The 20,982-nt window shown below is 74.5% G+C and carries 23 protein-coding genes; 12 read left to right on the forward strand and 11 right to left on the reverse strand.

What is annotated here, in order from left to right:
- The first annotated feature begins 40 nt into the window (after positions 1–40).
- Positions 41–889: a pentapeptide repeat-containing protein gene (locus IE258_RS29460; RefSeq protein ID WP_189748490.1), complete on the forward strand. Its 849-nt coding sequence runs from the start codon at positions 41–43 to the stop codon at positions 887–889.
- Here the strand turns inward: IE258_RS29460 and IE258_RS29465 are convergent.
- The gene (locus IE258_RS29465) at positions 851–2,416 is read right to left on the reverse strand and encodes a cytochrome P450 (protein ID WP_189748502.1); all 1,566 of its coding nucleotides are present in this window, start codon (positions 2,414–2,416) and stop codon (positions 851–853) included. The two genes, IE258_RS29460 and IE258_RS29465, sit on opposite strands and share 39 nt — an antisense overlap.
- 123 nt (positions 2,417–2,539) lie before the next feature.
- Between IE258_RS29465 and IE258_RS29470 the strand changes: the two genes are divergently transcribed.
- Positions 2,540–3,148: a TetR/AcrR family transcriptional regulator gene (locus tag IE258_RS29470; RefSeq protein WP_189748505.1), complete on the forward strand. Its 609-nt coding sequence runs from the start codon at positions 2,540–2,542 to the stop codon at positions 3,146–3,148.
- 108 nt (positions 3,149–3,256) lie between these two features.
- On the forward strand, positions 3,257–3,982 hold the full coding sequence (locus tag IE258_RS29475) for a DUF2470 domain-containing protein (protein WP_189748508.1): 726 nt from the start codon (positions 3,257–3,259) through the stop codon (positions 3,980–3,982).
- Here IE258_RS29475 and IE258_RS29480 read toward each other — a convergent pair.
- From IE258_RS29480 to IE258_RS29495, 4 genes are all read right to left on the reverse strand, one after another.
- Positions 3,950–5,158 (reverse strand): lactonase family protein, encoded by a 1,209-nt coding sequence (locus IE258_RS29480; protein WP_189748511.1) that lies wholly within the window; start codon positions 5,156–5,158, stop codon positions 3,950–3,952. The two genes, IE258_RS29475 and IE258_RS29480, sit on opposite strands and share 33 nt — an antisense overlap.
- 34 nt (positions 5,159–5,192) lie before the next feature.
- Positions 5,193–6,245, reverse strand: coding sequence for a hypothetical protein (locus IE258_RS29485; protein WP_189748512.1), 1,053 nt, complete (start codon positions 6,243–6,245; stop codon positions 5,193–5,195).
- A 76-nt stretch (positions 6,246–6,321) separates the two neighbouring features.
- On the reverse strand, positions 6,322–7,578 hold the full coding sequence (locus IE258_RS29490) for an FUSC family protein (RefSeq protein WP_189748514.1): 1,257 nt from the start codon (positions 7,576–7,578) through the stop codon (positions 6,322–6,324).
- A 105-nt stretch (positions 7,579–7,683) separates the two neighbouring features.
- Positions 7,684–8,178, reverse strand: coding sequence for an FBP domain-containing protein (locus IE258_RS29495; RefSeq protein ID WP_189748516.1), 495 nt, complete (start codon positions 8,176–8,178; stop codon positions 7,684–7,686).
- 207 nt (positions 8,179–8,385) lie between these two features.
- Between IE258_RS29495 and IE258_RS29500 the strand changes: the two genes are divergently transcribed.
- Together IE258_RS29500 and IE258_RS29505 are read left to right on the forward strand one after the other, a co-directional pair.
- A complete protein-coding gene (locus IE258_RS29500) occupies positions 8,386–9,675 on the forward strand; it encodes an ROK family transcriptional regulator (RefSeq protein WP_189748518.1) in 1,290 nt (429 codons plus the stop codon).
- A 67-nt stretch (positions 9,676–9,742) separates the two neighbouring features.
- The gene (locus IE258_RS29505) at positions 9,743–10,051 is read left to right on the forward strand and encodes a hypothetical protein (RefSeq protein WP_189748520.1); all 309 of its coding nucleotides are present in this window, start codon (positions 9,743–9,745) and stop codon (positions 10,049–10,051) included.
- A gap of 55 nt (positions 10,052–10,106) precedes the next feature.
- On the opposite strand, the gene IE258_RS29510 is transcribed toward IE258_RS29505, so the two are convergent.
- The 4 genes from IE258_RS29510 to IE258_RS29525 all read right to left on the reverse strand — a co-directional run bounded on the left by IE258_RS29510 (position 10,107) and on the right by IE258_RS29525 (position 14,459).
- Positions 10,107–11,138 (reverse strand): SDR family oxidoreductase, encoded by a 1,032-nt coding sequence (locus IE258_RS29510; protein ID WP_189748523.1) that lies wholly within the window; start codon positions 11,136–11,138, stop codon positions 10,107–10,109.
- A gap of 324 nt (positions 11,139–11,462) precedes the next feature.
- Complete coding sequence (locus IE258_RS29515) at positions 11,463–12,671, reverse strand: FUSC family protein (RefSeq protein WP_189748526.1); 1,209 nt, start codon at positions 12,669–12,671, stop codon at positions 11,463–11,465.
- 46 nt (positions 12,672–12,717) lie between these two features.
- Entirely contained in the window at positions 12,718–13,374 is a 657-nt protein-coding gene (locus IE258_RS29520) for an HAD family hydrolase (protein WP_189748529.1), read from the reverse strand.
- A 53-nt stretch (positions 13,375–13,427) separates the two neighbouring features.
- A complete protein-coding gene (locus IE258_RS29525) occupies positions 13,428–14,459 on the reverse strand; it encodes a PHP domain-containing protein (RefSeq protein ID WP_189748653.1) in 1,032 nt (343 codons plus the stop codon).
- A 161-nt stretch (positions 14,460–14,620) separates the two neighbouring features.
- Here IE258_RS29525 and IE258_RS29530 point away from each other — a divergent pair, with 161 nt between their 5' ends.
- Positions 14,621–14,857 (forward strand): hypothetical protein, encoded by a 237-nt coding sequence (locus IE258_RS29530; RefSeq protein WP_189748531.1) that lies wholly within the window; start codon positions 14,621–14,623, stop codon positions 14,855–14,857.
- A gap of 40 nt (positions 14,858–14,897) precedes the next feature.
- Here the strand turns inward: IE258_RS29530 and IE258_RS29535 are convergent, their stop codons facing one another.
- Both IE258_RS29535 and IE258_RS29540 read right to left on the reverse strand, forming a co-directional pair.
- Complete coding sequence (locus IE258_RS29535) at positions 14,898–16,163, reverse strand: glycoside hydrolase family 16 protein (protein ID WP_189748534.1); 1,266 nt, start codon at positions 16,161–16,163, stop codon at positions 14,898–14,900.
- Positions 16,164–16,294: 131 nt separating this feature from the next.
- Entirely contained in the window at positions 16,295–16,834 is a 540-nt protein-coding gene (locus IE258_RS29540; RefSeq protein WP_189748537.1) for a VanZ family protein, read from the reverse strand.
- Positions 16,835–17,124: 290 nt separating this feature from the next.
- On the opposite strand from IE258_RS29540, the gene IE258_RS29545 reads away from it, so the two are divergent.
- Genes IE258_RS29545 through IE258_RS29570 form a run of 6 tightly spaced genes read left to right on the forward strand, consistent with a single transcriptional unit; the run spans position 17,125 to position 20,961 of the window.
- Complete coding sequence (locus tag IE258_RS29545; RefSeq protein ID WP_189748540.1) at positions 17,125–17,307, forward strand: hypothetical protein; 183 nt, start codon at positions 17,125–17,127, stop codon at positions 17,305–17,307.
- Positions 17,304–17,756 (forward strand): MrpF/PhaF family protein, encoded by a 453-nt coding sequence (locus IE258_RS29550; protein ID WP_189748543.1) that lies wholly within the window; start codon positions 17,304–17,306, stop codon positions 17,754–17,756. The genes IE258_RS29545 and IE258_RS29550 overlap by 4 nt, the downstream gene beginning before the upstream one ends.
- Positions 17,749–18,039 carry a hydrogenase subunit MbhD domain-containing protein gene (locus IE258_RS29555; protein ID WP_189748546.1) on the forward strand — a complete coding sequence of 97 codons (291 nt, stop codon included), beginning with the start codon at positions 17,749–17,751 and terminating at the stop codon, positions 18,037–18,039. The genes IE258_RS29550 and IE258_RS29555 overlap by 8 nt, the downstream gene beginning before the upstream one ends.
- Positions 18,036–18,824, forward strand: a complete 789-nt coding sequence (locus IE258_RS29560) for an MnhB domain-containing protein (RefSeq protein WP_189748548.1) — start codon at positions 18,036–18,038, stop codon at positions 18,822–18,824. The genes IE258_RS29555 and IE258_RS29560 overlap by 4 nt, the downstream gene beginning before the upstream one ends.
- On the forward strand, positions 18,821–19,180 hold the full coding sequence (locus IE258_RS29565) for a sodium:proton antiporter (RefSeq protein ID WP_127894952.1): 360 nt from the start codon (positions 18,821–18,823) through the stop codon (positions 19,178–19,180). The genes IE258_RS29560 and IE258_RS29565 overlap by 4 nt, the downstream gene beginning before the upstream one ends.
- On the forward strand, positions 19,180–20,961 hold the full coding sequence (locus tag IE258_RS29570; protein ID WP_189748551.1) for a complex I subunit 5 family protein: 1,782 nt from the start codon (positions 19,180–19,182) through the stop codon (positions 20,959–20,961). Before IE258_RS29565 ends, IE258_RS29570 begins: the two co-directional genes overlap by 1 nt.
- Positions 20,962–20,982: the final 21 nt, after the last annotated feature.

Here is a 20,982-nt window from a genome sequence, read left to right on the forward strand (position 1 = left end):
CCCTCGGACCCGCGCGGCGGCGGCCCGTATCCTCGACGACATGGGAGAACACACGGCGGACCGGACGGCTGCCCGGGCCCGGGCGGAACTGCGCGGCGACTGCGCGAGCTGCTTCGGCCTGTGCTGCGTGGCCCTGCCGTTCGCCCGCTCGGCGGACTTCGCGATCGACAAGGACGCCGGCACGCCGTGCGCGAATCTCCGCACCGACCACCGCTGCGGCATCCACGCGACGCTGCGGGAACGCGGCTTCACCGGCTGCACGGTCTACGACTGCTTCGGCGCCGGACAGCGGGTCTCGCAGGTCACCTTCGGCGGCGGCGACTGGCGCACCGGCCCGCCGGAGCGGACCCGCCGCATGTTCGACGTGTTCCCGGTCGTCCGCCAACTGCACGAGCTGCTCTGGTACCTGACCGAGGCACTGACCCTGCCCGCCGCCCGCCCGGTCCACGCCGACCTCCGCGAGGCCCTAGCCGGCACCGAACGCCTCGCCGGGGGCACCCCCGAGGAGCTGGCCGCCCTCGACGTGCCCGCACACCGGCAGCGGGTCAACGTGCTCCTGCTGCGCACCAGCGAGCTGGTCCGGGCCGGCACCCGCGGCCGCAGGAAGAACCGCCGCAACGCCGACCTGATGGGCGCCCGCCTCAAGGGCGCCGACCTCGCCGGGGCCGATCTGCGCGGGGCCTACCTCATCGCCGCCGACCTCACCGGCGCGGACCTGCGGGGCGCCGACCTGATCGGCGCGGACCTGCGTGACACCGACCTCACCGACGCCGACCTGACGGGCGCCTTCTTCCTGACCCAGCCGCAGGTCAACGCGGCCAGGGGCGGCCCCGGGACCAGGCTGCCGGACTCAGTCTCCCGCCCGGTGCACTGGACAGCGGGACGCTGAACCGGCGTTCCCGGCGCCGTCCTCCCGTGCCTCGGCGTCGTCCGTGCGGGGAGCGGGCACGGGCGTCGACGGGGCCCGCCGGTCCAGATGCAGACGCAGCCCCTCCGGCATCAGCGTCAGCCGCTCGGTCACCCGCAGCCGGTAGCCGGGCTCGGGCCGCAGCTCGTAGCGGCGCAGCAGCAGACCGAGGACCAGCGTCGCCTCGTGCAGCGCGAACTGCCGCCCGATGCACGCCCGCGCCCCCGTCCCGAACGGCTTGAACGTGTGCGGGGCGCGCGACCGCACGGCCTTGGCCTCGAAGCGGTCCGGGTCGAACCGCTCGGCGTCCGGCCCCCACACCTCGGGATCGCGGTGCAGCATGCCGGTGAGCACCAGCGCCCAGGCGCCGCGCCGCATCGGGTACCTGCCGCCCAGCACCGTGTCCTCGCGGGCCTCCCGCGCGAAGCCGGGGGCGGTCGGCCACAGCCGCAGCGACTCGTCGAGGACCCGGCGCACGTGGCGCAGCCTGGCCACCTGCTCGTAGCCGGGCGCCTCGGTGTCGCCCCACACCCGGTCCACCTCGGCGCGGGCCCGGGCCGCGACCTCGGGGTGCCGCGCCAGGTAGTGCAGGGCGAAGGAGAGCGCGCCCGAGGTGGTCTCGTGACCGGCGACGAGGAAGGTGATGACCTGGCGGCGGACGTTCTCGGGCGACAGCCGTTCACCGGTCTCCGGGTGGGCCGTCCCCAGCATCCGGTCGAGCAGGTCGCCCGCACCGTCCCCGCCGTCGGCCGCCCGGCGTGCGCGGACGAGGTCGTCGACGGTGCGGTTCAGGTAGGCGATGTCGGCGGCGTTGCGGCGGCTCGCCCCGCGCAGCAGCCAGGGGGCGAGGGGCGCCGGCACGGTGTTGAGGCGCTGCGCGTAGCCGAGCGTGCCCACCATGGCGGTGACGAAGGGGTGCAGGCGAGGGCGTTCGAAGGAGCCGAAGTCGTGGCCGAAACCGGTGCGCGCGATGGTCTCCAGCGTCAGCTTGGTCATGTCTCCGGGCACGTCCACCGTCCGGCCCGACGCCTCGGCCCGGTCCCAGTGGTCGGTGAGCCGCGCCGCCACGTCCAGCATCATCACGTGGTACCCGGCCATGGCCTCACGGCTGAACCCGGGCGCCAGCACGTCGTGCGCGAGCTGCCAGTTGGGCTCGTGGTTGTACGCCGTGAACAGTCCGTCCCCGGCCACCGGCCGCAGGTTGGCCACGCCCAGGCCCACGTGCTTGGCGAACCGCGCCTCGTCCGCCAGGTCGGCGGCGAGGGAGGCGCCCCACACGAACACGAACTCCTTGCCGAAGGCCCGCCGCCGGAATATCGGACCCAGCCGCCGCGCGTACCGCAGGGAGTCCTGCATCGGGGTGCGCCTGCTCGCGCCCACGACGTCACCGAGCAGGGGCAGCCGGTGGGGCGGGTGCGGGATGCGGTGCAGTTCGGGCCAGCCCAGCTCGGCGCTGCGGAAGCCCTTCGGCAGTCCGTCCCGGGGCGTTTCCCTCGCTGTCTGGGCCATGACGCGATCTCCCTTGACGCAGCGGCGTGTTGCACGAGCCGAGGCGAGCGTGTTGTACATGGGTTCAATAACGCGCCCCAGTCTCGACCCGTTGTTGAACCCGCGTCAAGTAAGGTGCTGGGCATGGCCGCGAACCAGGGCGAGCGCACCCGCCGCCGGCTCAGCACGGGCGAGCGCCGGGAGCAGTTGCTCTCGGTGGGCGCGCGGCTGTTCTCGGAGAGCCCGTACGACGAGGTGTGGATCGAGCAGGTCGCCGAGATCGCCGGAGTCTCCCGCGGACTGCTGTACCACTACTTCCCGAACAAGCGGGACTTCTTCGCGGCGGTCGTCGAGCGGGAGAGCGCCCGCATGCTGCGGATGACGGCGGCCGTGCCCGGCGTCCCGGTCCGCGAGCAACTGACCGCGGGCCTGGACGCCTACCTGGAGTACGTGCGGGCCCACGCGCACGGCTACCGGGCCTTCCACCGCGCCGACGCGGCCGGCGACCGTGCGGTGCGCCGCGTCTACCGGCAGGCACTGGCCGCACAGGAACGGCAGATCCTCGCCGCCCTGGCCGCCGACCCGGAGTTCGGCCCGGCCTTCGAGGAGCGCGGTGACGTTCGCCTCGCGGTGCGCGGCTGGCTGGCCTTCACCACCGCGGTCTGCCTGGAGTGGCTGCGGGACCCGGAACCCGCCCGCGAGCAGGTGCGGGACCTGTGCGCACGGGCGCTGTTGGGAGCCATCGCACCCTGAGGGTGCCCGACCGGACACCGGTTCGAGGAGATGTCGTGGTTGGCGCACTCCCCGATCTCCGATAGGTTAGGTGAGCCTTACCTAATGAATTGCCGAACGGAGGTTGGGATGGGTGACAGCCACACCTGGACGGCCGCGCCCGCCGCGGCGGAGCAGGCCCGCTCCGTGCTCGCCGCCGCCTGGTCCTGCGCGGTGACCGCGGAGGGCGGCCGTGAGGAGTTCGTCGGCGCGCACAGCGTGACCGACGACGGCCGGGTGCTCCTGCACGTGCCCGAGGACAGTGCCCTGCTCGCGGCGGCGGTGTGCGCGCCCCGCGGGGAGCCGTCCGCCGTGCTGGAGTTCGCCGACGTGGCGCCCGTCCCGGTGCGCGGCCGGATCAGGGCCAGGCTCTGGCTGGCCGGCTGGTTCGCGGTGGCGGACGGACACTTGGCCTTCCGGCCCACCCGGGTGGTGCTGCGCCGGCCGTCCGGTGCCGTCGTGGTCGACGTCGACGAGTTCACCGCCGCCGCGCCCGATCCGCTGGCCCTGGCCGAGGCGCGGCTGCTGACCCATCTCGCCGACTGCCACGGCGACGCCGTGCAGCGGCTGACCCGGCTCGTCGACCCGGAGAGCCTGCACGGCGCGGTCCGGGTGCGGCCGCTCGCCGTCGACCGGCACGGACTGACCCTGCGCATCGAACGGATCCGCGACCACGGCGACGTACGCCTGCCGTTCCACGCGCCCGCCGACGAGATCGCGCAGCTCACGGAGCGGGTGCACGTGCTGCTCGGCCAGGCGGCCGCCGCCTCCTGCCCCCGGGCCCTACAGCGGCAGCGCACAGACGGCGACGGGTGAGGCGAACGGCTCGCCCGCGGGGCGCAGTTCCCCCTCGTCCGCGCCGACCCGGAACACGGTGACGGTGCCGGAACGCTGGTTGGCCGCGAACAGCAGCCCGCCGTCCGGGGAGAAGGCGATGTGCCGGGGGAAGTCCCCGCCCACCGGCACCGTCCCGAGCAGCCGGAGCCGGGCGCCCTGGGCCTGAACCGCGTACCGGGCGAGACTGTCGTGCCCCCGGTTGGCGAGGAAGACGTACGCGCCGTCGGCCGTGACCAGGAGCTGCGCCGGGTGGTTGGTGCCCGGCCCCGCCCCGGTGGACTGCGCCTCGCCGACGGTCAGACGCCCCGTCCCCGGGTCGTACGCGCAGACCGCGACCGTGTCGTCGAGCTCGTTGGCGAGATAGGCGTGGCGTCCGCCGGGGTGGAAGGTGAGGTGCCGGGGCCCGGCGCCCGGCCGGGTCCGTGCCCGCGCGACCTCCGTGAGGGTCCCCGCGCCCTCGTCCAGGCGGTAGGTGTACACGGTGTCCGTGCCGAGGTCCACGGCGAGGACGTGGCCCCCGTCCGGGGCGGTGACGACCTGGTGGGCGTGCGGGCCTCGCTGTCCCGGGCCCGGCGGGGGAGCGGAGTGCGTGACCAGGTGGGTGCGCTCGCCCAGCGCGCCCGAGGCGTCGATCGGGTGCACGGCGACGCTTCCCGAGCCGTAGTTGGCGCTGAACAGCCAGCGCCCGCCCGGGTGCACCGACAGGTGGCAGGGCGCCGCGCCGCCGGTGCTCCGGCTGCCCAGCACCCTGTGGTCCGCGAGCCGGACGGCGGTCACCGCCCCCGCCTCGCGCTCGCCGACCGCGTACAGGGTCCGGCCATCGGGATGCACCGCCAGGTACGAGGGGTCGTCGACCTCGGCGAGGAGGCCGTGGCCGGTGATCCGGCCGGTGCCGGGTTCGTACTCGGCGAGCCCGATGCCCTTGCCGCCGCCCTCGGCGGAGGTGTAGGTGCCCAGGAGCAGCGGCCGGGGGCCCGAGGCCCCCCGCTCCCTGCCGGACGCGCCCTCGCTCGCGCGGGCCGCGGTGGGCGTCGCGGCCGGCGTCCGCGTCCCTGCCGGGCCACCGCACGCCGCCGCGGGCAGTGCCGCCGCCGCGGTGGCGGTCCGCGCGAGGAGCCCGACGAAGCGCCGCCTGCTCCAGCCGTACCCGTGCATGCCGCCCTCCCGCACCCGTTCCGCTCCCCGCGCCCTACCAGTCCCCGTCCTGCACCGGCTTGCCCGGCGCGTCCCCCAGCGGGTGGACCTGGTGGGGCGCGGGCGGCTGCCAGGGCTCGTGGTCGTCGCCGATCCAGTCCCCGACCGGTTTCACGTCCTGGAGCGGTTCGGTGGGCGCGAGATCGTGGGCGTCCTGGTCGTAGTAGTCGTACCAGGGCAGGCCGGCCCGGGTGTAGGCGGCCCGGTCCACGGGGGACGGCGGCGGGGCCTCACCCGTGATGCGGTGCCACTCGGGCGGCGTCACCAGGTGCACGAAGACCCGGCCCGCCGGCCGCTCGGCCCAGTCCGTCAGCGGCCGCTGGTCGCGGTACACCTCCTGGCGCATGGAGCCGCCGACGCCGAGCCCCATGGCCGGCGCCGAACGGGCCCGGGGCGCACCGCCGTAGCCCGGGGCCGCGCCCGGGGCGGGCGGGGCCGACAGCGGCGCCGCGGCCCCGAACACCCCGCCGGAACGGGGCGCCCTGCGGGCCCGCTCGGCGCGGCGCCGCTCCTCCTCGCGCCAGCGGGCCAGCTCCGCTTCGCCCAGCGTGAACGCCTGCAACTGGACCCCGCCCCAGACCTCCTCACCGGTGACCTGGCCCTCGACGGTCGCCCCCATGCCGAGCGGCACCGCCACGAACTGACGGACCGTGCCGGTCCCGGAGTTGATGCCGTCCAGCCAGGGCTGGCGGGGAAGGACCACGTAGTTCTGCGGGTCCCGGGACAGCCGGTCGCTCCAGGGCCGGCCCGAGACCGCGCACACCTTGCCGACCCCTACCTGGAGCGCGGCGGGCTCGCGGGTGCCCGCGAAACTCAGCCACATGGCCTCCCGCAGGTACACCGGCAGCATCACACCGCCCCGCGCCCGCCACGCCTCGGGCACGCTGTCGGCGTAGTCGGAGACCCGGCGGACCGGGAACTCGCCGAGCCCGGGCGGCAGCGGATGCGTGCCCGTCTCCGGCAGCCGCAGGGTGCGTACGAAGCGGACCGTCGCACCACCCGGCAGAGTCAGCCGGTTCCCGTCGATCCGCACACTGGTGTCGGTCATCCGAGCGCCCCCTCGTTTCGCCGTTCACGCGTCGTCGTCGGCCGCGCGCCGTTCGTCGTTCGTGGTTCGTCGTTCCTCAAGGGGAACGCCGGGCGGCGGTGCCGCGGTTCCGCCGGCGCAGCGCGGCCCGCGCCCGGTCCCGCAGCCGGGTCAGCCGCGGCATGCGCTCGCGCTGCTCGCGCGTGTGGCGGTCCAGCTCCTCCAGGAGCCGGCGGGAGCGGTGCTCGGTGTCCATCTCGTCGATGATCCGGTTGACTTCGGCCAGCACCGCGCCCCGCAGCTGCCACTGCCGTTCGTCGCGCCGGACCTCCTCGAGCAGCAGGTCGGCCAGTCTGTCCCGGGTGGCCGCGGCCTGTCGCAGCTCGGCGGTGAGGCGCTCCTCCGCGGACTCGGCGTTCTCGCTCGCGTTGCTGGTGACCAGCACCGAGAAGCTCACCACGGCATCGGCGATCTCGGACAGGAGCTGCTGGATCGCGGCGCCCGTCTCCGGCGCGAACAGGGGCTCCGGCTCCCGGTCCTTGGCGAGGTCGGTGAAGCTGCGCGCGAGGACCCGCATGACCACCGTGCAGATCTCCAGGGTGTCGAGGCCGGTGCGCAGCACCACCCGGTGGAGCAGCCCCTCGCGCACCCGGGGGTTGAACCGCAGGCTGTCCTCGGCCTGGCGCAGGTCCTCGTCCACCTCGCCGATGTCGTGGTCGAGCCGGCGGGCCTCGTGCAGCCGGGCCGCCGCCTCGTGGAACGGTGTGCTGCCGGCCGCCTCCTCGCCCATGCGCAGCATCAGTTGGCGCACCTGCCGGGCCAGCCCCACGACGGACTCCCCGGCCTGCTCCACCCACACCGGAGGCGCGAGGACCAGGTTGAAGACGAGTCCGACGATCGCCCCGATCAGCGTCTCCACCACCCGGGCCCAGGCCAGGCTCCCGTGCGAGGTCACGCCGAGCACCAGCATCGCGCTGATCGCCACCTCGGCGGTGAACTCCTCGGCGCGCACCAGGTGCCCGACACCCAGCGCCGCCAGGATGATCAGGCCCAGGCTCCACCAGCTCAACCCGACCAGCTGACTGAAGGCGATGGCGACCAGGACGCCCGCGACCACGGCGTTCACCCGGCGGAAGCTCATCTTCAGCGTGGCGTACAGGGTGACCTGGACGACCAGCAGGGCGGTCAGCGGAGCGGTCAGCGGGGCGGCCGACTTGTCGGGGGTCAGCCGTACCGCGATGACATAGGCGATCGAAGCCGCGGCGGCCGAGCGCAGGGCCTGCACGACCATCGGGTCCCGCAGCCACTTCACCCGGCGCAGAGCCGCCCTCGCGGCCTCAAGCACATCCCGCATCCTCGGGCTGTTCCCTTCCGCAGGCGCCTCGAACGTGTCCGATCAGGACGGTAGCCGGACGCGGGCGGCCGGACCCCTCTCACGCGCCGGGCGCCGCCGGACGGGTCAGCCGGTCACCTTGGCGACGAACGCGGACAGATTGCCCAGCGTCCGGGCGACCTGCTCCTCCAGGGTGAGGCTCTCCTCGAAGCGGGCGCCGCTCTGCGACACCTTCTTGCCCCGCAGATACAGGGAGCAGGCGAGATCGGTGCACATGTACAGGCCCACCGTGTTGCCCTCGCGGCCGGCCGCTCCGGCCCTGCGCGCGGTCATCAGCGACACACCGCCCCGGGGGTGGGTGGTCAGGCACAGCGCGCACATGCTGCGCTGGAAGTAGCCGCTCCTGGCCGGCTGGAAGCGCAGCGCCACACCGGTGAGGCGCCCGTCGAGATCGGCGACCAGAAAGCTGCGGTCGGGCGCCCCGGGATCCCGCCAGCCGAGGAAGTCGAGATCGTCCCAGGGGCGCTCGTCCAGGTCGCGGGGGACGGCCATGCGCTTGGCCTCGCCCTTCGAGCAGTTGATGAAGGAGCCGCGGACGTCCAGCTCGTCGAGTGCTCTCATGGGAAGTCTCCACCTGGTCCAGGGAAATCGGGGTCAAGGATCAACCTAGGGTCTCTAGGTTTTCACCTAGCCTAGATAGCCTACGGGCCGAGTGGCCACCGAATTTCGGGGAGGCGAGTTCATAGCATGAATTAAGTACCAAGGGAAGTCGCGTACGGTCGTACCGCAGAGGTATCTTGCAGACCGGGCACGTACGGGAGGAACCACATGGCGGGGCGGAACGGGCGCACGGTGCGCGACCTCAGGAGGGCCAACCGTACGGCCGTACTGCAACGGCTCTACTTCGACGGACCGCTCAGCCGCTTCGAGCTGGGCCCGGCGACCGGACTCAGCTCCGGCTCCGTCAGCAACGTGGTCGCCGACCTGGTCGCCGACGGACTGGTGGAGGAGGCCGGCAGCGTCGACTCCGACGGCGGCCGCCCGCGCACCCTGCTGCGCGTGGCCCCCGCCAGCGGCCACATGATCGGCGTGGACGTCGGCGAGACCCGGGTGCGGGTCGAGCTGTTCGACCTGACGCTCACCGAACTCGCCCGCGTCGAACGCCCGCTGGCCCCCCAGCGCTACGACGTCGACGTCATCGTCGGGCACATCCGCGAGGGCGTCGCCGAGGTGCTGGCCGCGGCCGGGCTCCCGCCCGAGCGGCTGCTCGGCGCCGGGATCGGCGTCCCCGGCATCGTGGAGCACACCGCCGACCGCGGTGCCGTGGTGCACGGCCAGACCATCGGCTGGGACGCGGTCCCGCTGGAGGCACTGCTGCGGGCCGGCTCACCGCTGCCGGACACCGTCCCGTACCTCATCGACAACGGGGCCAAGACCCTGGGCCAGGCCGAGATGTGGTTCGGCGCCGGCCGCGGCGCGCGCAACGCGGTCGTGGTCCTCTTCGGTTCCGGGGTCGGCGCCAGCCTCGTCACCCCCGAGGTCGAGCAGGGCCGGGCGGTCGAGTGGGGACACCTGACCGTCCGGGTCAGGGGCCGCCGCTGCCGCTGCGGAGCACTCGGCTGCCTGGAGGCGTACGCGGGTGCCGAGTCGCTGCTGGCCCGCTGGCGGGAGGAGGACGGGCGGGTGCCCGAGGGCACCGACGAGGAGACCGCCCTGACCGCGATGCTCGCCGCCGCCTACCCGGCCGACGGCGAGGCGGCCGACCCGGTCGCGCTCGCCGTCCTGGAGGAGACCGCCGAGTACCTGGGCGCCGGCCTGTCCGACCTGATCAACCTCTTCCAGCCGGAGCGCATCCTCATCGGCGGCTGGGCCGGCCTCCAGCTCGGCACCCGTTTCCTGCCCGCCGTACGGCGCCACGCGGTGTCGTACGCACTGACGCACCCCGCCCAGAAGGTGACGGTCGACCTGGGGCGGCTCGGTCCCGACGCCGTCACCGTCGGCGCCGCGATCCTGCCCCTGGCCGACTTCTTCGCGCGGGGCGGCAGGCGCCCCGAGCCGGCCCCGCAGTACCCGGTCCCCGCCTGGCGCACGGCGCTCGAGGAGCGGGCTCCGCACTGAGGTTTCGCCGCTCGCCGTGGAGGTACCCGACGCCGCTCCGAAGCAGACCCAGGGGAAGGAGCGCGCCGTGTCCGACCACCGCCACGAAGGACCGGGGGAGAACGGTGCCCCCGTCCCGCGGGACATGCCCGACCAGCAGGCCGGCGACCACGACGACCCGTGGGAGGCCGCCTCGCCCACCCGCGAGCAGAGCGAGCAGCGGCAGGGCTCGGACGGCGAACGGCCCGAGGACGAGGCGGACAGCGCCAAAGACGCGGAGACGGGGCCCGCACCCGACGTACCCGACACCGACGAGGCGGGCACGGGCCGACAGGGTGCACCGCACTCGGCTGCCGTGCACCCCGAGCACCCGGTGCCCGACGAGTCCTCCGGCTGACGACGAGTCCTCCGGCTGAGGCGGCTGAGGCCCGCTGAGGGCCCGGCCCGCGCGCTCAGCCCACCTTGCGCCCGCGCATCGGCTCCGTGTCCGCACCCGCGCCCTGCCGCAGGCCCCGCAGGAACTCCTCCAGCACCTCCGCGGCCGTGCGCGTCGCGCTCCAGCCCAGCTCCACCCGTGCCCGTGTGCAGTCCATGAGCGGGAGCCGCAGCACCGCGTCGAACAGATGCGGCGAGGCGGGCAGCAGCCGCATCCCCCACGCGGCGGCGACCGCCGAGCGGGCCGCGGTGCGCGGCAGCCGGACCGGACGCACCCCGATCAGCTCCCCCAGCAACTCGGCGTCCACCGGCGGCTCGGCCGAGAGGTTGAACGCGCCCCGGGCGTCCTCGGAACGCACCGCCAGCCGGTAGGCGTGGGCGGCGTCGTCCGTGTGCAGGGCCTGCACCCGCAGACCGGGGACGTCCGGCAGGAACGGCAGCAGGTCCGGACGTGCCGCGGGACCCGGCAGGAACCGTCCGCCGAAGATCCGGCGCTGTTCGCTGGCCGACTCCCGCTTGAAGAGGAAGGCCGGCCGCATCCGCACCACGCGGATCCCCGGGTGGTCGCGTTCGAAGGTGTCCAGCGTCCGTTCCAGGTACGCCTTCTCCCGGCAGTACGCGGCGTCCGGCCAGCCGTGCGTGGGCCAGGACTCGTCCACCGCGTGGTTCTTCGGCCCCGGTGAGTACGCGCCGACCGACGAGGCGTGCACCAGCGCGGGCACCCCGGCCGCGGCCACCGCCTCGAAGACCCGGATGGAGCCGAGGACGTTCGTGCGCCAGGTCGTCGCCGGGTCGTGCGTCGGCTGGAAGGCCCAGGCCAGATGGACGACGGCGTCGGCCCCGGCGAAATGTCCGGTCAGGTCGGTCTGCTCGGAGGCCAGGTCGACCGCCGCCCACTCCGTCTTCGCGGGCGACCAGCCGGGGATCCGCCGGGCCAGCCCCAGCACGGACCCCACCTCCGGATCCTCGGAGAGAAGCCGCACCACGCTGGTGCCCACGTTGCCCGTGGCACCCGTGACCACGATCCTGCTGCCCGTTGCGCTGCTCACCCTGTGCTCCTCTCGGCCGTTCGCCGTGCGGGGAGCACCGGGTACCCAGCAGCCCGGGAAGGGCACGCGCGGACCGGCGCGTGGGCGGGGGCACGCATGGAGAAGCCCCGACCGCGACGGGGGAATCACGGCCGGGGCGGCTCGGGGCGAGTACGGATGGCGGTCGCCTCTCGGCGAAACGCTCCACAGGGCTTCAGCCGAACGATCGTCCCTGTGGGCAATAGGTGGAGCCCGGGGACACTGTCCCATCCGTACCCACGGTCTGTTCAACGGCGAACGACCGGCCGGTGTTCCACCGTCTGTCGCGGTTTGGGGTGATCTGCGTCACTGCTCGGTCGCCTGGTCGGGTGCCTGCGGCTCGGGCACGACCTCGGCCCACAGGTTCTCCGCCTGCAGCAGCAGGGTGCCGAGCACCGCGGTCCGCGCCGCGCCCTGTCCGGCGTGCTCCCGCAGCCCCTCCTGCAGGCGTCGGTGCAGCTCCTCCATCGTCGCCTCGGTGGCGGCCTCCGGACCGGCCCCGGTCCGCTCGCCCACCAGCCGCCCCGCCTCGACCTGGCAGGCGTCGCCGATCAGCCGCAGCAGGCGTGCGTACAGGTCGAGGACCGGCCCGTCGGGCGGTGCGGGCGTGCGGTGCTCGTCGGCCGCCACCGCCAGGGTCCGGGTCAGCGCGGTGAGGTTCCCGGTGACCCGGCTCCACCGTCGGTCCTCGTCCTCCGGCGGCACCACCGTGGGCCCGCGGTGCAGCCGGCGCAGCGGGCCCGACGTCAGTCGCAGGCTCTCCCGGCTCCACGACCGGGCGGAGTACAGCGCGTCCAGCCGCCGCTCCAGCCACGCGCCCTGCCGGGACCAGTCGGCCGCGCTCTGCGCGTCCCACCGGGTCTCCCGCAGGTCGTCGGCGACGGAGTGCAGGAGATCGCCGGCCTCCCGGGCGAGCGCCGCGAGGTTCTCCCGTACGTCCCGCAGATGGATCGGGGGCAGCACCAGGGCGTTGACCGCCACGCCGACGACCGCCCCGAGCGCCGCCTGACCCACCCGGTGACCGACCGCGGCGGCCGACACCGCCGTACCGGAGGCCAGGACGAACACCGCGGTGGTGGCCGCGTAGATGCCCTGCCGGCCGAAACGGGACCAGTTCGCCGCCAGCATCAGCACCGGCAGCGACAGCACGAGCGCCCCCGTGTTGTCCTCCGTGATCGCCTGTGCCGCCGACGCCAGCAGCGCGCCGACGCAGATCGCCGTGAACTGCTGTCCGGCCTGCCGCACCGAGCTGTAGACGGTGGCCTGCACCAGGACGAGCGCCACCCAGGGCGCCATCAACGCCATCGGGTCGTCCAGCCAAACGCCCGCCACGGCCCACGCGATCAGTGCCGCGCCCGCGGCCTTCAGCGACTGCACGATCAGGTCGCGTTCCCGTCCGGGCCCCCGCCAGGCGGCCCGGACGGCCCGTCCGACGGCACACGCCTCCCACCACACCGCGGCCACGGGCCGCCGGCCCCTCAGTGCCTCCCGGAGGGTGTGTGTCACAGCGCTCATACGGCGCCGGGGGTCCGCCGGGGCGTGCGGGGCGGGATCCGGTGACTCATGCCAGCGGGCTCCCGCGCAGGGAGGCCAGCAGGTCGGCCGGGTCGGCGTAGACCGCCTCCGCGCCCGCCTCCGTCAGGTCGGCGCGGGGCAGACCGCCGCACAGCACGCCCACGCAGCGCACCCCGGCCCTGCTGCCCGCCCGCATGTCCCACACGGTGTCGCCGACGAAGACGGCCCGCTCGGCCGGCACCCCGGCCAGCTCCAGGGCGTGCTCGACCGGCTCCGGCGCCGGTTTGCCCGCGTCCACGTCGTCGGCGCTCGCGGTGGCGGCGATCGCGTCGTCCGCGTCGATGGCCCGCCGCAGCGCGCCCAGCTCCGCCCCGCCCGCCGAGGTGGCCAGCACCACCTGCCAGCCGTCGCCGGCCAGCCTGCGCAGCAGCTCGCCGGCGCCCGGCAGCGCGGGCAGCCGGTCGAAGTACTGTCCGTACAGTGCCTTGTGGGCGGCGCTCAGCTCGGCGTCCTGGTCCTTGTCCCGGTCCTCGCCCAGCAGCCGTGCGACCAGGTCGCCCGAGGCGAGGCCGACGGCCCGGTGGACGGCATGCATCGGCACCTGGTGACCCGCCTGCCGGAACGCCTCCCACCAGGTCGTCACGTGCAGGTGATTGGTGTCGACGAGGGTTCCGTCGACGTCGAACACGGCCGCCCGTTGCATGCACTGTCCCTTTCGTGGTCCGTGGACTGCGGTTCGGCGGGCGGGTACCCACGTCAGCGGCCCGCCACTCCGGACGGTGTACGGCCCTCCCGCGTCCAGGCCAGCAGCTCGTCCAGGGACCAGGTGGTGACCACGCGCTCCGGGGGCACCCCGCACTCCTCGGCCCGCGCGCACCCGTGGATCTGCCAGTCCAGCTGACCGGGCGCGTGCGCGTCGGTGTCGACGGAGAACAGCACGCCGGCCGCCACCGCACGGCGCAGCAGCCGACGCGGCGGATCGAGCCGCTCCGGGCGGCTGTTGATCTCCAAGGCCGTCCCGGACTCGGCGCAGGCCGCGAAGACCTCGTCCGCGTCGAACTCCGACTCCGGCCGCCCCCGCCCGGTCAGCAGCCGCCCGGTGCAGTGACCGAGCACGTCCGCGTGCGGATCGCGGACGGCGGCCACCATCCGGCGCGTCATCGAGCGGGCGTCCATCCGCAGCTTGGAGTGCACGGACACGACCACCACGTCGAGCCGCTCCAGCAGCTCCGGCTCCTGGTCCAGCGAACCGTCGTCGAGGATGTCGCACTCGATGCCGGTCAGCAGCCGGAACGGCGCCCAGGTCGTGTTGAGCTCCGCCACCACGTCCAACTGCTCGCGCAACCGCGCGGGGGAGAGGCCGCGGGCCACCGTCAGCCGCGGCGAGTGGTCGGTCAGGGCCGCCCACTCGTGCCCCAGCGCCGCCGCCGTCCGGCCCATCTCCTCGATCGGGCTGCCGCCGTCCGACCAGTCCGAGTGCAGATGGCAGTCGCCGCGCAGCAGCTCCCGCAGTCGTTCACCGCCCCGGGCGAGCGGGGTGTCCGCCTCGCCCTCGAGTTTCGCGAGGTAGCCGGGCACCTGGCCGTCCAGCGCCTCCCTCGCCACCTGCGCCGTCTTGGGCCCGACCCCCTTGAGCGACTCCAGGGATCCCGCCCGCTCGCGCAGCTCGGCGGCCGGCAGCGCACCGAGCACCCCCGCCGCGGTCCGGAAGGCACGGACACGGTACGTCGGCGCCTGGGCCCGCTCCAGGAGGAACGCGATCCGCTCCAACGCCTCGACGGGGTCCATCGCCACCTCCTCGTGCGACCTCGGCCGGCCCTCACCGACCCGCACCGGCATCTCCAGGGTTCCCCAGAGCACCGGGACCCGCACCACGAGCCGGGCGGCCGGGCCGGTGGCGTACCCCGGCCGGGTCCTCGCTCCCGCGGGTTGCGGCCTACCCTCTAGGCATGACCGAGATCGACAGCCCGCACATCGGCAGTCCGCGGATCCTGGTGCTCGGGGTGCACCCGGGCCCGCCCCCGTTCCGGATCGTGGAGATCGACGGCCAGGTGGTCGGTGAGGCCAGGGCCGTCACCGACGTCCTGGAGGCCGCCGCCGCCTTCGGTATCATCGTCCACGACCTCGACGACCCGGAGGTCGTCCGCTGGGTGGGCGGGGACAAGTTCACCTGGACCACGCACTAGGTGTATTGATCACGAGCCCCGGGCCGCCCCGCCCGGTGTCTCAGCCGACCGTCCACTTCTGGTTGGCGCCGCCCGTGCAGGTCCAGATCTGCAGCCGGGTGCCGTTGGCCGAGTTGTTGCCGGTGACGTCGAGGCACTTGTCGGCCTGCGGATTGACGATGTCGCGCGCGGCGGTGACGACCCACTGCTGCGCTGCGCTGCCGTTGCAGTCCCACAGCTGGACGAGGGTGCCGTCCGCCGTACCTCCGGCGTTGACGTCGAGGCACTTGCCGAGTGCCCGGACCGTGCCGTCGGAGCCCACCGTCCACTGCTGGGCGGCCGTGCCGTTGCAGTCGTAGAGCTGGACGGGCGTGCCGTTGGCGGTGTTCGCGGCGGCGACGTCCACGCACTTGCCGGCCAGGCCCCGGATCGCGCCGCCGGCCGGGGAGTCGCCGGTCGTCACCGACACGTGGTCGACGACGAGGGTCTGCGGGAAGACCGTGGAGCCGTCCGGGTCGCCCGGCCAGTAGCCGCCGACCGCCAGGTTGAGGATCAGGAAGTACGGCCTGTTGAACACCCACTGCTTCCCGCCCAGGTCGGCGGGGGTGCGCCGCTGGTAGACGTTGCCGTCCACCGACCAGGTGATCGAGTCGGGCGCCCAGTCGACGGCGAAGGTGTGGAAGGCGTCCGCGAATGCCTGCCCGCCCGGCAGGGTGTAGCCGGAGCCGATGCCGCCCGCGCCGGAGTAGCCGGGGCCGTGGATGGTGCCGTGCACGGTGGAGGGCTCGAAGCCGACGTTCTCCATGATGTCGATCTCGCCGGAGTCCGGCCAGTTCACCGGGGTGCCAAGCATCCAGAACGCGGGCCACATGCCCTGCCCGCGCGGCACCTTCATCCGTGCCTCGACGTGACCGTACTGCGCGGTGAACTTCCCCGAGGTGTTGAGCCGGGCCGAGGTGTACTGGCAGGTGCCGTACCAGCACTGGTAGTTGGCCGGGTTCTCCTTGCGGGCAGTGATGACGAGGTGGCCCTGGCCGTCCAGGGCCGCGTTCCGGTTGCCGGACGTGTAGTACTGCCGTTCGTGGTTGTTGACGTTGTCGCCGGTCTCGATCTGCCACTTCGAGGAGTCGACGGCCGCGCCGGCCGGGCCGTCGAAGGTGTCGGAGAAGGCCACTGCGGCGGCCGAGGAGGACGCGGCGCCGACGACGCCGGCGGCCCGGGAGGTGTCCGGGCCGGCCTGGGCGGGGCCGGACACGAGGGACGCGGCCAGCCCGGCGGACAGGGCGGCGGCGAGGAGACATCTACGGAGCAGGCGTGGGCGGGCCACGGCTCTCCCTTCCGTACGGCGCCTTGCGCGAAGGCGCCGACCGAGGTGGGGGGTTGGGGGGTGTCGCCTCTTTATTCAAGTAGTGAGATAAGGGCCGGTCAATACCTTGGTACGGACCGGATGGCCCGCTCTCAGGCGCGACCCCCGCGCGCGTGCACCGTGCGGCTCATCCGGCGGCCGAGGAACAGGTAACCGAGCAGCGCCCCGGCGGTGTTGAGGATGACGTCGTCGACGTCGAAGGCCCGGCCGGTGACCAGGACGCCCTGGGCGGATTCCACCAGCAGCATCGCGACGGCCGTCAGCAGCAGCACGCGCAGCACCCCGCGCGTGCGCGGGGCGACGACCGGGACCAGGACGCCGAACGGCACGCCGAGCAGGATGTTCCCGCCGATCTGCTTGACGGCGTCGCGCAGGGCGGGCTGGTCGAGATAGGCCCGCAGCGACCGGCCGGGGTGCAGGTTGGTGTGCGTCAGGGCCTCGGAGGCGGGGGAGGGCTGCAGGGTCAGCCGGGCCAGCACCACCGCGAACGCCACCATGAAGACGAACGCGCACGCCGTCGCCAGCAGCCGCAACGGCAGGGCGAGCGTGTGCCGTTCGCGGCGGTCGCCGTCGCGCGCCTTGGCGGCGCGGGGGTGCGGCCAAGAACGCGGCCGTGAGGCGGCACGAGCCATGTCGGTCCTCCAGTCGTCAACTTCCCCGCGTGGTAGGGCGGTTACCCGCCGATCCGCCGAGGATGCCCGGCGGACCGCGCCTGACCCGCGCGCCCCGTCCCGTTTTCCCTCTCCCGGCCGGGGCACTCCGCCCGGGGGAGTCGCCGCGCGCCGCTGTCGGCCACCCCTCGCACGGTGCTTGGATGACGGCGAAGCAGGAGTAAAGGAAAGAAGCAGCAACAAAGGCAAGAAGAGCGACACAAAAGGCATCCGGGGTGTGACGGGTCCGGGCCGGTCGGTGGAGGTGGCGTGTGCAGGGCCGTAGGACACTCCTCGCCGTGGCCGAGGTGGCCGCCTGGTGGGTCCCGCTCGCCGCGCTCTGGCTGGTTCTCGTCAGCACCGTCGACCCGCTCGAAGCGGCGGTGGGCGCGGGCGCCTCGTCCGTGGTGGCGCTCGTCGCACGGGGCGCGCGGCGGGCGGTGACCGGCCGGTGAACGGCTGGATCCTCGCCGCCGCCGTCGTCCTCGCGGCCGGGCTCGGCGCCACGCTCCGGGGGGTGGTGACCGGCCCCCTGCGCCGCCGCGCCGCCGCCCAGAACCTGTCCACCGCACTGGCCTGCCCCGCCCTCCTGCTGCTCGCCCAGGGGTACGCACGCCCCGCGTACGTCGACCTGGCGCTGGTGCTCGCCGTCCTCGGACCGGTCGGCACACTCGTCTTCGCCCGGCTGCTCGCCGACGAACTGGCCGACGACCCGCCGCACGCCCGCACCGCGACCTTCACGGCCGCCGCCCTCGGCGCCGCCGTCGTGGTGGCGGTGAGCGTGGCAACCGGGCCGGGCAGGGCCCTGGTCAAGCTGCTGGTCATCGGGGCGCTGCTGGTCGGCGGCAACCTCGTCGCCTCCCGGGCGCTCGCGGGCGGGATGCAGGAGGGCCGCCGTGACTGAGGCCGTGATCGTCGTCGCGCTGCTGCTGGTCGGCGCCTGCGCCACGGCGGCGGTGGCGGTCCGCGACCCCGTGCGCCAGTCCCTGGTCCTGGCCGTCCTCGGCGTCGTCCTCGCCGTGCTGTTCACCGTGCTCCAGGCACCCGACGTCGGCCTGTCGCAACTGGCGGTGGGCTCCGCCCTGACCCCCCTCCTCCTGCTGCTGACGGTCCGCAAGGTGCGCCGGCGCGCGCAACGGGCACCGGACGGGCCTGCCGGGCGGCGCGGAAGGGAGGGCGGACCGTGAGTCCGCGGATGCGGCTGTGGCTGGTGGCCGCGGGCGGCGCGGGTCTCGCCGCGCTCCTCGTGGCCGCCTGCCTGGACCTGCCCCGCTTCGGCGGCGACCGGCACCCCTGCGGCGATCGGGCCGTCGAGGCGTCCCTGAGCCGGCACACCGCCAACACCGTCGCCTCCGTCACCTTCGACCAACGGGCCTTCGACACGCTCGGCGAGATGAGCATCCTGTTCGCGGCGGTCCTCGGCAGCGTGGTCCTGCTGCGCCAGACCCGCGACGAGCACCGGGCCCGCCCCGAACCGGCCGCCGTCTCCCGGCCCGTGCGCCGCTACGCCCTGCTCGTGCTGCCCGTCGCCCTGCTGACCGGCCTGTACGTCGTCGCACACGGCCAGGTGAGCCCCGGCGGCGGCTTCCAGGGTGGCGTCGTCGCCGCCACCGCCCTGCACCTGCTGTACCTCGGCGCCGACTACCGCGCCCTGGAACGGGTGCGGCCCCTCGCCCCCTACGAGGCGGGCGACGCGCTCGCCGCCTCCGCCTATCTCGTCACCGGCCTGGCCGCCCTGCTCGCGGGCTCCGCCTTCCTCGCCAACACACTGCTCCCGTACGGCACCTTCAACACGCTCGCCTCCGCCGGCACCGTCCCGCTGCTCAACGCCGCGATCGGCATGGAGGTCGCCTGCGCGGTCGTCGTCCTGCTCGCCGGGTTCCTGGACCAGGCCGTGGAGATCGTCGACGAGGGCGAGAGCGGCGAGCGCCACGACGACCCCGGCCGGCCCGGGAAGCGGGAGCGCCCATGACCACCCTGACCCACGTACTGCCCTACCTGGTCGCCGCCTGGGTCTTCCTGGCCGGCTGCTACGGCCTGGCCACCAGCCGCGACCTCATCCACGCGGTGGGCTGCCTGTCCGTCTGCCAGGCCGCCACCTACGTCCTGCTGCTGGCCGTCGGCTACCGCGACGGCGCCACCGCTCCGGTGTTCTCCGACCTCGCACCGGGCTCCCGGCCGGTGGTCGACCCCGTGGTCCAGGCCCTGGCCCTCACCGACGTCGTCGTCGGCGCCACCGTCACGGCCCTCCTGCTGGCCCTGGTGGTGCAGGTCGCCAAGCGGCACGGCACGGTCGACCCCGACGAACTGAGCGAGCTGCGCGGCTGATGCACCACCTGCTGCCCCTCCTCGTCGCCGTCCCGCTGCTCGGCGCCGCCCTGCTCGCCGCCGGGGGCAGGCTCGTGCCCCGCTTCGTCGCCCAGAGCGTGGCCTGCGCCGTCGCGGCCGGCACCGCGGCCCTCGCGGTCCTGCTGCTGACGCACTCCTCCCCGCCGCTGACCGAGTGGGCGGGCGGCTGGGAGCCCGTGGAAGGCCACAGCGTCGGCATCGCCCTGACCGGCGACGGCCCCGGGCTCGGCATGGCCGCGCTGGTGTCCGTGCTCACCCTGGCCGCCCTCGCCTACTCGTGGCGCTCCTTCGACGAACCGCCGCACGGCCATGCCGGGGCGTTCCCGGCGCTGGTGCTGGTCTTCCAGGCCGGCATGTGCGGCTTCGCGACAGCGGGCGACCTGTTCAACGCGTTCGTCTGGTTCGAGCTGATGAGCGTCGTCGCCTACGCCCTGACCGGCCACCGGGTCGAGGAGGCCAGGGCCGTACAGGGTGCGCTGGCCTTCGCCGTCGTCAACTCCCTGGGCGCCTACGCCCTGCTCATGGGCATCGGCCTGCTCTACGCCCGCACCGGCGAACTCGGCCTCGCCGAGATCGGCGGCGCGCTGAACGCCCACGGCCCGCCCGACGCGCTGGTGCTGGCCGGCTTCGTCCTGGTCCTGACCGGACTGCTGGTCAAGGCGGCCGCCGTCCCCTTCCAGTTCTGGCTGCCCGACGCGCACGCGGTCGCCCCCACCCCGGTGTGCATGCTGCTGTCGGGCGTCATGGTCGAGCTGGGCGTGTTCGGCGTCTGGCGTGTCTACGACACCGTCTTCTCCGGTCCCGGCGGACTGCCCGCCGCCGACGCGGAGCGGGTGCTGACGGTGCTGGGCGCGCTGACGGCGGTGCTCGGCGCGGTCATGTGCTGGCACCAGCGGCACATCAAGCGGCTCCTCGCCTACTCGACGATCGCCCACACCGGCCTGTTCCTGCTCGGCATCGGCACCCTCACACCCGAGGGCGACGACGGCGTCGCGCTGTACGTCGTCGGGCACGCCGGGGTGAAGGCCGCGCTGTTCGCCTGCGCGGGCATCCTCCTCGACCGGTACGGCAGCGTCGACGAACACGTCCTGCACGGCCGCGCCCGCCCGCTGCGCGGCGTCGGCGTGCTGGTCGTCGTCGGCGCGCTGGGCCTCGCGGGACTGCCGCCGTTCGGCACCGCGCTCGGCAAGTCCGTCGCCGAGGAGGCGGTGGGCGGCCCGCTCACCGTGCTCTACGTCCTGGCGAGCGCCGTCACCGCGGCCGCCGTCCTGCGCGTCGCGGCCCGGGTGTTCCTGGGACTCGGCCCGACACCCGAGGACGCCGGCGGCGAGGGGGCCGCCGACGCGTACGAGACGACCGGTACGGGGGAGGAGCCGGAGACCCGGCAGCGGCTCGGCCGCGTCCCCGACACCATGACGGTGGTCCCCGCGCTGCTGCTCGCCGGGGCCCTCGCCGCCGGTGCGGTCCCCGCCTTCGGCACCGCGGTGGCCCGTGCCATGAGCGAGGCCACCTCCGCCGGACTGGTCCACACCTCCGTGCACTGGACACCCCTGGGCGTCGGCCTGGGGCTCCTGTCCACCGTGCTGGCCGTGGCGCTGGCGGCCCTCGCCGTCGGACGGCCGGGGCTGCTCGCCGCGCCGGGCTGGGCGCTGCCGCTGCGGCGGCTGCAGTCCGGGCACATCGGCGACTACGTGGCCTGGCTGCTGGTGGGCACCACCGTGCTGGGGGCGCTGGCCCTGCCCGGAATCCTCTCCGGGTGAGCGGGGCGGTGGCCACGGCCG

The organism is Streptomyces tendae (assembly GCF_014650435.1).
Classification (GTDB): Bacteria; Actinomycetota; Actinomycetes; order Streptomycetales; family Streptomycetaceae; genus Streptomyces; species Streptomyces tendae.